The sequence below is a fragment of the Komagataeibacter europaeus LMG 18890 genome (assembly GCF_000285295.1).
In the GTDB taxonomy this organism is placed as follows: domain Bacteria; phylum Pseudomonadota; class Alphaproteobacteria; order Acetobacterales; family Acetobacteraceae; genus Komagataeibacter; species Komagataeibacter europaeus.
On record NZ_CADP01000028.1, the window covers coordinates 25,536 to 35,000 of the forward strand.

Annotated in this window: 7 protein-coding genes (1 of these 7 cut by a window edge); all 7 read left to right on the top strand. The window is 62.7% G+C overall.

Going from position 1 to position 9,465, the window contains the following annotated elements:
• Positions 1-13: 13 nt before the first annotated feature.
• Complete coding sequence (miaA, locus tag GEU01_RS10300; RefSeq protein ID WP_019086013.1) at positions 14-1,018, top strand: tRNA (adenosine(37)-N6)-dimethylallyltransferase MiaA; 1,005 nt, start codon at positions 14-16, stop codon at positions 1,016-1,018.
• A 72-nt stretch (positions 1,019-1,090) separates the two neighbouring features.
• On the top strand, positions 1,091-2,911 hold the full coding sequence (gene ilvB / locus GEU01_RS10305; protein ID WP_019086014.1) for a biosynthetic-type acetolactate synthase large subunit: 1,821 nt from the start codon (positions 1,091-1,093) through the stop codon (positions 2,909-2,911).
• Between the two features lie 103 nt (positions 2,912-3,014).
• A complete protein-coding gene (gene ilvN / locus GEU01_RS10310) occupies positions 3,015-3,530 on the top strand; it encodes an acetolactate synthase small subunit (RefSeq protein WP_010510064.1) in 516 nt (171 codons plus the stop codon).
• A gap of 52 nt (positions 3,531-3,582) precedes the next feature.
• Positions 3,583-4,602 carry a ketol-acid reductoisomerase gene (gene ilvC / locus GEU01_RS10315; protein ID WP_010510063.1) on the top strand — a complete coding sequence of 340 codons (1,020 nt, stop codon included), beginning with the start codon at positions 3,583-3,585 and terminating at the stop codon, positions 4,600-4,602.
• Positions 4,603-4,746: 144 nt separating this feature from the next.
• Positions 4,747-5,475, top strand: a complete 729-nt coding sequence (locus GEU01_RS10320; RefSeq protein ID WP_010510062.1) for a fumarylacetoacetate hydrolase family protein — start codon at positions 4,747-4,749, stop codon at positions 5,473-5,475.
• A 179-nt stretch (positions 5,476-5,654) separates the two neighbouring features.
• Positions 5,655-6,719 (top strand): aldo/keto reductase, encoded by a 1,065-nt coding sequence (locus tag GEU01_RS10325; protein WP_019086015.1) that lies wholly within the window; start codon positions 5,655-5,657, stop codon positions 6,717-6,719.
• Between the two features lie 337 nt (positions 6,720-7,056).
• A protein-coding gene (gene clpB, locus GEU01_RS10330; protein ID WP_019086016.1) for an ATP-dependent chaperone ClpB crosses the window boundary here: on the top strand, positions 7,057-9,465 show its 5' portion. Its footprint extends 195 nt past the window's final position; the window shows 2,409 of its 2,604 coding nt (coding positions 1-2,409); it begins with the start codon at positions 7,057-7,059; its stop codon lies off the right edge, out of view.

Here is a 9,465-nt window from a genome sequence, read left to right on the forward strand (position 1 = left end):
CAGGTGAGAGACAATGACACGCCCCCCTGCCGGGCGGGCGCGCATGGCGGTGATCGTGGCGGGTCCGACCTGTTCGGGCAAGTCCGCACTTGCGCTGGCCCTTGCACGGCAGGTGAACGGTACCATCATCAATACCGATTCGATGCAGGTATACCGTGACCTGCATATCCTGACAGCCCGGCCTGACGCCACCGAGGAAGCCAGCGTGCCCCATGCGCTGTACGGCGTGCTGCCGGCAGCGGAACCCGGCAGTGTCGCATGGTGGCGCACGCAGGCCATCGCTGCGGCCCACGCCGCATGGGATGCGGGCCGGGTGCCGGTATTCTGTGGCGGCACGGGCATGTATTTCCGCGCGCTGACCGATGGCCTGGCGGATATTCCCCAGCCGCCCGACGCCATTCGTGCGCAGGCGCGTGACATGGTCGATCGCCTGGGACCGGAGGCCGTGCATGGGATGCTGCGCCAGCGCGACCCCGAAACCGCCGCCACCCTGCGCCCGACCGATGGCCAGCGCATCGCGCGCGCATGGGAAGTACACGCGGCCACCGGCCATGGGCTGGTCTGGTGGCGGCGTGAAGCGGTGCTGCCCCCGCTTGCCGCGCGTTTTGTCGCCATACGCCTGCATCCCCCGCGCGATGTGCTGCGCGCCGCCATCGCCCGCCGGTTCCAGGCCATGCTCGACCTTGGCGCGATGGATGAGGTCGCCCGCCTGCTGGCGCAGGACCTGCCCCCGGCCCTGCCTGCCATGCGTGCCCATGGCGTGCCCGAACTGGCCGCCGTGCTGCGGGGCGAAATGGATATGGCCACGGCCGTGCAGCAGGCCGTCCGCCTGACCGGGCAATACACGAAACGGCAGGCGACATGGTTCGCCCATCACGCGCTGGCGGCGGAGATGGACACGTTTTTATATGAAAAACGGTTTGAAAAATGCGAAACCGCGCAACAAATGGAAAGATGGAGCAATAAAATCATTTCTTTTGTTATTAACCGCATTGACGCGGGCCAAGGGTTTCCGTAAATCCGGCCCCGGGATTTCGCCTCCTGTAGCTGGCCGGATTGTTCCGGCGGCTTTGGGCGAAGGAGCAGGAACATGAACGCAGCATCGCACCAGACAGACCTGAAGCATCACGCCACTGGCACGGACACGACCGTACTCAGCGGTGCGGAAGTGCTTCTGCGCGTATTGGTCGAACAGGGGGTCGAAGTCATTTTCGGCTATCCCGGCGGTGCGGTCCTGCCGATCTATGATGCGCTGTTCCGCCAGGACGCAATTCGCCATGTGCTGGTCCGTCATGAACAGGCGGCCGTGCATGCGGCCGAAGCCTATGCCCGGTCCACCGGCAAGGTGGGCGTGGTGCTGGTGACCAGTGGCCCCGGTGCGACCAACACCGTGACCGGCCTGCTGGACGCCATGCTGGATTCGATTCCGGTCGTGTGTTTTTCAGGTCAGGTGGGCGTGCCGCTGATCGGCACCGACGCCTTTCAGGAAGCCGACACCACGGGCATCACCCGCCCGGCCATCAAGTACAACTATCTTGTCCGCCGGGCGGAGGAGGTGGCCCCCTGCGTGCATGAAGCCTTCCATATCGCGCGCAGCGGCCGCCCCGGCCCGGTGCTGGTCGACCTGCCCAAGAACATCATGGTCGGTCCCGCGCCCTACAGTGACGCGCCGCGCGTGCCGCATCCGTCCTATCACCCGCAGACCGAGCCGGGGCGGGACGTGATCGCCCGTGCCGTGGCCGCCATGAAGGGCGCGCGCCGTCCGCTGTTCTATACCGGTGGCGGTATCATCAACGCCGGGCCCGAAGCCTCCACCGCCCTGCGCCGCCTGGTGGAAAAGACGGGCTTTCCCTGCACGTCCACGCTCATGGGGCTGGGGGCGATGCCTGCGGGCGACCGTCGCTTCCTGGGCATGCTGGGCATGCACGGCACGTACGAAGCCAACATGGCCACCCATGACTGTGACGTGCTGATCGCGCTTGGCTCGCGCTTTGATGACCGCGTGACGGGGCGGCTGGATGCGTTCTCGCCCGGTTCGTTCAAGATCCATGCGGATATCGATCCCAGCCAGATCAACAAGATCGTGCGGGTGGATGTCGGCATCGTGGGTGACGCGCGGCGCGTGATCGAGATGATGCTGGAGGAATGGGACTGCACCTCCGCCAATACCCGCCAGCCGATCGATGTCGCGCAGTGGTGGCACCAGATCAGTGAATGGCGGAAGATCGACAGCCTCGGCTTTTCGCAGGACATGGCGCCCGATGCGATCATCCGCCCGCAATACGCCATCCGCCGCCTGCATGAAATGGCGACCGCCACCGGGCGTGACACCTATGTCTCGACCGAGGTGGGCCAGCACCAGATGTGGGCCGCCCAGCATTTCGGCTTTGACAGGCCCAATCGCTGGCTGACTTCGGGCGGTCTGGGCACCATGGGCTATGGCCTGCCTGCTGCCGTTGGCGCGCAGGTCGCCCACCCTGATGCGCTGGTGATCGACATCGCGGGTGAGGCCTCGACGCTCATGAACATTCAGGAACTGTCCACCATCGCGCAGTACCGCCTGCCGGTTAAGGTGTTCATCCTGAACAACCAGTACATGGGCATGGTGCGCCAGTGGCAGGAACTGCTGCATGAATCACGGTATTCCGAAAGCTACAGTGCGGCGCTGCCGGACTTCGTGAAGCTTGCGGAAAGCTTCCACGGGCGCGGCCTGCGGGCGACCTGCGTGGGGGAACTGGATGGCGTGATTGCCGAAATGCTGGCCCATCCGGGTCCGGTGGTGGCCGACATCTGTGTTGCGCAGGATGAAAACTGCTACCCCATGATCCCGTCGGGGGCAGCGCATAACCAGATGCTGCTCGGTCCCGATCAGGATGACGAGATCAGCGCCGAAGGCCGCATGCTGGTCTGATCGCCCGTCTGTCCCGGCGGGTTTCACCTGCCGGGCGCCTCTGTCCTTTCCTGCCGGCATGCAGCCTGCATGCCGGCGTCTTCAGCAGTCAGGAAACACCATCATGACCACGCAGCAGGAGAGCCCGGTCTCCGCGGTCATTTCCATTCAGGTCGAAAACGAAAGCGGTGCGCTGGCGCGTGTCATCGGCCTGTTTTCTGGTCGTGGATACAATATCGAAAGCCTGACCGTGGCCCCGGTTGATGAAACCGGCCGCCAGTCGCGCATCAATATCGTCACCACGGCGACCCCGCGTGTGCTGGAACAGATCCGCGCGCAGGTGGCGCGTCTGGTGCCGGTGTACCGGGTGTCGGTCATGACGGCGGCGGAACCCCACGTTGCGCGTGAAATGGCGCTGGTCAAGGTGATCGCCAGTGGCGAACGCCGCGCCGATGCCCTGCGCATCGCGCAGGCGTTCCGCGCCCATCCTGTTGATGCCTCGGCCACTTCGTTCGTCTTTGAACTGACGGGTGCGACCGACAAGCTCGATGCCTTTATCGACCTCATGCGTCCCCTTGGCCTGGCCGAGGTGTCGCGCACGGGTGTCGCCGCCATCGCCCGTGGCGCGGCAATCCTGTAAGGGTCGCGTTTTTACCTGATCGATTCGTTTTTCATTCCCAAGGAGTAAGACCATGCGCGTCTATTACGATCGCGATGCCGACGTGAACCTGATCAAGAGCAAGAAGGTCGCCATCATCGGTTACGGCAGCCAGGGCCATGCCCATGCCAACAACCTCAAGGACTCGGGCGTGACCGACATCGTTGTCGGCCTGCGTCCCGAATCAAAGGCTGTTGCCAAGGCCGAAGCCGCCGGCTTCAAGGTGATGACCCCCGCCGACGCCGCCAAGTGGGCCGACGTGGTCATGGTGCTGACCCCCGATGAGGGCCAGGGCGCGCTGTACAAGGAATCACTGGAAAAGAACCTGAAGACGGGTGCGGCGCTTGCGTTCGCCCACGGTCTGGCGATCCATTTCCGCATCATCGAAGCCCGTCCCGACCTGGACGTGTTCCTGATCGCGCCCAAGGGCCCGGGCCACACCGTGCGTTCCGAATACCAGAAGGGTGGCGGCGTGCCGTCGCTGGTGGCCGTGGCGCAGAACGCGTCGGGCAATGCGCTGGAAATCGCGCTGTCCTATGCATCCGCCAATGGCGGTGGCCGTGCGGGCATCATCGAGACGACCTTCAAGGAAGAAGTCGAAACCGACCTGTTTGGTGAGCAGGCCGTGCTGTGCGGTGGCCTGGTTGAACTGATCCGCGCAGGCTTCGAGACGCTGGTCGAGGCGGGTTATGCGCCGGAAATGGCGTATTTCGAGTGCCTGCACGAAATGAAGCTGATCGTGGACCTGATCTACGAAGGCGGCATTGCGAACATGAACTACTCCATCTCCAACACGGCGGAGTATGGTGAATACGTGTCCGGCCCGCGCGTGATCACGCCGGAAACCAAGGTCGAGATGAAGAAGATCCTGACCGACATTCAGGATGGCACCTTCGTGCGCAACTTCATTCTGGAAAACCAGTCCGGCAACATCGGCTTCAAGGCCACCCGCGCCCGCAACAACGAACACCAGATCGAGAAGGTGGGCGAAAAGCTGCGCGCCATGATGTCGTGGATCGGCAAGAACAAGCTGGTTGACAAGGCCCGCAACTGATCATCGCACGACCGGGATCGGGGATGGCGCGCCATTCCTTTTTCCAGACGCCAGCCGGGCTGTCCCGGCTGGCGTTTTTTTTATGTCGGCTTTTCCTGCCGTTGCCAGCATTTGCCGTGACACGGACAGGGGCGTGGTGTCACCATGCGCGCCGGATATGAACAGCAGGAGCACCGTACCGTGACGGATTACGTGATTCCCCCCTACACCCTTCCCGTTGTGCCAGTGGAGGGGCGTGCGGGTGTCTTTCCCGTCCGGCGGATATGGTGCGTGGGGCAGAACTACGCTGCCCATGCGCGCGAAATGGGCAGCAACCCCGAACGTTCCGAACCTTTCTTCTTTTCCAAGCCAGGTGATGCGGTGGTGCCGGGTGGCGGCCTGCTGCCGTTTCCGGTCAGTACGTCCGACCTGCATCATGAGGTGGAACTGGTGGCGGCCATCGGACGTGAGGGGGAGAACATCCCCGTGGAAAAGGCGCTGTCGCATATCTATGGCTATGCCGTGGGCCTGGACATGACCCGGCGTGACCTGCAGGCCGCCGCCAAGAAGGCGGGGCGGCCATGGTCACTGGCCAAGGGGTTTGACCAGTCCTGTCCCATTTCATCCATCGTTCCCGCATCGGTCTGTGGCCACCCCGAAGGGGGCGCCATTACGTTGAGCGTGAATGGTGAATCCAGGCAGAAGGGCGATCTGGTGGAAATGATCTGGTCCGTGGCCGAGATCATTTCCTGCCTGAGTCGCTTTGTCGCCCTTGCCCCCGGTGACCTGATCATGACCGGCACCCCATCGGGGGTGGGACCGGTCCGGCGTGGCGATGTGCTGCATGCCACCTGTGCCGGTGTGGGTGAACTGAACGTCACCTATACCGCCTGAATACCTGCGGCGCGGGCTGTCATGCCGTGCGCCAGCCATTGGGAGACTGTCTGGAAACAGAAAGTTCTTGGGTGCTGCCTTTTTTCAAAAAGGCGGCGTTACCTGAAGCCTTTTTACAATTTTCACGATGTTCCACAGACAGTCTTCCGGATCTCTTCATGAAGAAGGATTGAAAAGACATGCAATACCGTCAGCTTGGCCGCTCCGGCCTGCGGATTTCGGCATTTACGCTGGGGACGATGACATTTGGCGGCAAGGGTGACTTCGCCAAGACGGGAGATACCGACCTTGCCGGTGCGCGTCGGCAGATCGACCTGTGTGTTGATGCCGGGATCAACATGTTCGATACCGCCGACATCTATTCCACCGGCGTGTCGGAGGAAATCCTTGGCGCAGCACTCAAGGGCCGCAGCGACGACATCATGGTGACCACCAAGGCCCGTTTCTCCATGGGCAGGGGGGCCAATGACGCGGGTCTGTCACGCTATCATCTGGTCAGCGCGTGCGAGGCCAGCCTGAAGCGGCTGGGACGTGACCATATCGATCTGTACTACCTGCATGAATGGGATGGCCAGACCCCGCTGGATGAAACGCTGGAGGCGCTGGATACACTGACCCGGTCGGGCAAGATCCGTTATGCGGGGGTTTCCAACTTCTCGGCGTGGCACATCATGAAGGCGCTGGCCACGGCGGAACGCAACCGCCTGATCGCGCCGGTGGCGCAGCAGATCTATTATTCCCTGCAGGCGCGGGACGCGGAATACGAACTCCTGCCCGTGGCGGTGGACCAGGGGATCGGCGTGCAGGTCTGGAGTCCCATGGCGGGCGGCCTGTTGTCGGGCAAATACCGGCGCGGCAAGCCCCAGCCACAGGGAACACGGCAGATCGAGAACTGGGGCGAGCCCCCGGTCCATGATATCGAAAAGCTGTATGACGTGGTGGAAGTGCTGGTCAGCATTGCCGAATCACGCGGTATCTCGGCGGCACAGGTGGCGCTGGCATGGGTGGCGCAGCGTCCGGCGGTGACCTCCATCGTGATTGGCGCGCGGACCGAGGCGCAACTGATCGATAACCTCAAGGCCGCCGAACTGAGCCTGACAGCCGAGGAAATCAGCCGTCTGGATGACGCCAGCGCGCCGCCGCTGCTCTATCCGTTCTGGCATCAGGCCAGCACCGCGTCGGACCGACTTTCGGCCGCTGATCTGCTGCTGCTTGGCCCGACGGTCGCCAGGAAAGGCAAGTAGGGCAGATGTTTCTTTCCCTGCCCCCGACAGGGCAGGGAAACCTGTCGGTTGCATGCGGGATTGCCGCTGGGTGAATGGCCGGCCCGTTGATAAGACACGGCAATCTTGACATGGATCAAGGTTGCGAACCCGCAGGCAATGATCAGCTATCCCCCATGGAAATCCGGGCCGCCCAATGCGGTATGACAGGAAACAGGGGAAGGAAATCCACGCCCGATATCTTGTAATAACATCCAGTTGATCCCATCTGGAATCCAGCGCCATGCCGTTGCCTGTTGAGGGACGGCGCAAAGGCATCACCTGTTATGTCGCCTGATTGAAAGGGACGAGGGAATAGATGAATATCGAGAAATTTACAGAACGGTCGCGCGGCTTCCTGCAGGCAGCACAGACCATTGCCATGCGGGACTACAACCAGCAGTTGACGCCGGAGCACCTGCTCAAGGCCCTGCTGGATGATGATCAGGGGGCGGCTGCCGCCCTGATCCGCGCAGCCGGTGGGCAGGTTCCCGCCATTACGGCGGCGAATGAAGCGGCTCTTGCCAAGCTGCCCAAAGTACAGGGCGGTGGCGCGGGTCAGCCCAGTGCCACGGGCGAACTGGTGCGCGTACTGGATGCGGCCGAACAGGCAGCCCAGAAGGCGGGTGACGGATATGTGGCGCAGGACCGCCTGCTGGCCGCCATCGCCGCGTCCGAGACCCCGGCCGGTCAGGCCCTGCGTGCAGGGGGTGCGACGCCGCAGGCGCTGGAAAAAGCCATTGCCACCATCCGCAAGGGACGCACCGTGGATAGCGAAAACGCAGAAGCCAATTTTGACGCGCTGAAGAAATATGCCCGTGACGTGACCGAGGTTGCGCTGCAGGGCAAGCTGGACCCCGTGATCGGTCGTGACGAGGAAATCCGCCGCGCCATTCAGGTCCTTGCCCGCCGCAGCAAGAACAACCCCGTCCTGATCGGTGAGCCGGGTGTGGGCAAGACCGCCATCGTCGAAGGGCTGGCGCAGCGTATCGTCAATGGTGATGTGCCCGAAGCGCTGAAGAACAAGAAGCTGCTCTCGCTCGACATGGGCGCGCTGGTCGCCGGTGCGAAGTTCCGTGGTGAGTTCGAGGAACGGCTGAAGGCGGTCCTGAAGGAAATCGAGTCGGCTGAAGGCCAGATCATCCTGTTCATCGACGAAATGCACACCCTTGTGGGTGCAGGCCGCAGTGATGGCGCGATGGATGCCTCCAACCTGATCAAGCCGGAACTGGCCCGTGGCGTGCTGCATTGTATCGGCGCCACGACGCTGGATGAATACCGCAAGTATATCGAGAAGGATGCGGCCCTGGCCCGCCGGTTCCAGCCGGTCTATGTGGGTGAGCCGACGGTGGCCGACACCATCTCCATCCTGCGCGGGATCAAGGAAAAATACGAACTCCATCATGGTATCCGTATTTCCGATAACGCGCTGGTGGCGGCGGCGACGCTGTCCAACCGCTACATCACCGATCGCTTCCTGCCCGACAAGGCCATTGACCTTGTGGATGAGGCTGCAAGCCGTCTGCGTATGCAGATCGACAGCAAGCCCGAGGAGCTTGATGAACTCGATCGTCGCCTGATCCAGCTCAAGATCGAACGCGAAGCCATCCGCAAGGAAGACGACGCGGCCAGCAAGGAACGTCTGGTCAAGCTGGAAGCCGAACTGTCGGAACTGCAGGAAAAGTCCGATGCCCTGACCGCTGCCTGGCATGCTGAAAAGGACCGCGTCAACGCGGTGCAGAAGCTGCAGGAAGACATGGACCAGGTCCGTTCGGATATCGAGATCGCCCAGCGCAAGGGGGATCTGGGCCGTGCATCGGAACTGATGTACAGCCGCCTGCCGCAGCTTCAGGCCCAGATTGCCAAGGCGCAGGAAGAAGCTGACCAGATCAGCAAGGGCGATGGCATGGTCAGCGATACCGTGACCGATCAGGGCATTGCCGCTGTCGTGTCGCGCTGGACCGGCGTGCCGGTGGACCGGATGCTGGAAGGTGAACGCGCCAAGCTGCTGCGCATGGAAGACGAACTGCGCAAGAGCGTGGTGGGGCAGGAACCTGCCCTCAAGGCAGTGTCGAACGCCGTGCGCCGTGCCCGCGCCGGGCTGCAGGATCCCAACCGTCCCATCGGTTCGTTCCTGTTCCTTGGCCCGACGGGTGTGGGCAAGACGGAACTGTGCAAGGCGCTGGCCCGCTTCCTGTTCGATGACGAGAAGGCCCTGCTGCGTATCGACATGAGTGAGTTCATGGAGAAGCACGCGGTTGCCCGTCTGGTCGGTGCCCCTCCCGGTTATGTCGGGTATGAGGAAGGTGGCGTACTGACCGAAGCGGTTCGCCGCAGGCCCTATCAGGTCATCCTGTTCGATGAGGTCGAGAAGGCGCATGAAGATGTCTTCAACATCCTGCTGCAGGTGCTTGATGATGGCCGCCTGACGGATGGACAGGGACGCACGGTTGATTTCCGCAATACCCTGATCGTGCTGACCAGCAACCTCGGTTCTGACGTGCTGGCCCATCTGCCGGACGGGGAATCGGTCGAAAGCGTGCGGCCCGAAGTCATGCAGGTCGTGCGCAATCACTTCCGGCCTGAGTTCCTCAACCGTCTGGATGAGATCATCCTGTTCTCCCGTCTGCAGAAGGCGGATATGGGCAAGATCGTGGAAATCCAGATCGGTCGTCTGCGCAAGCTGCTGGATGAGCGCAACATCCAGCTGCGCCTGGACAAGGGCGGC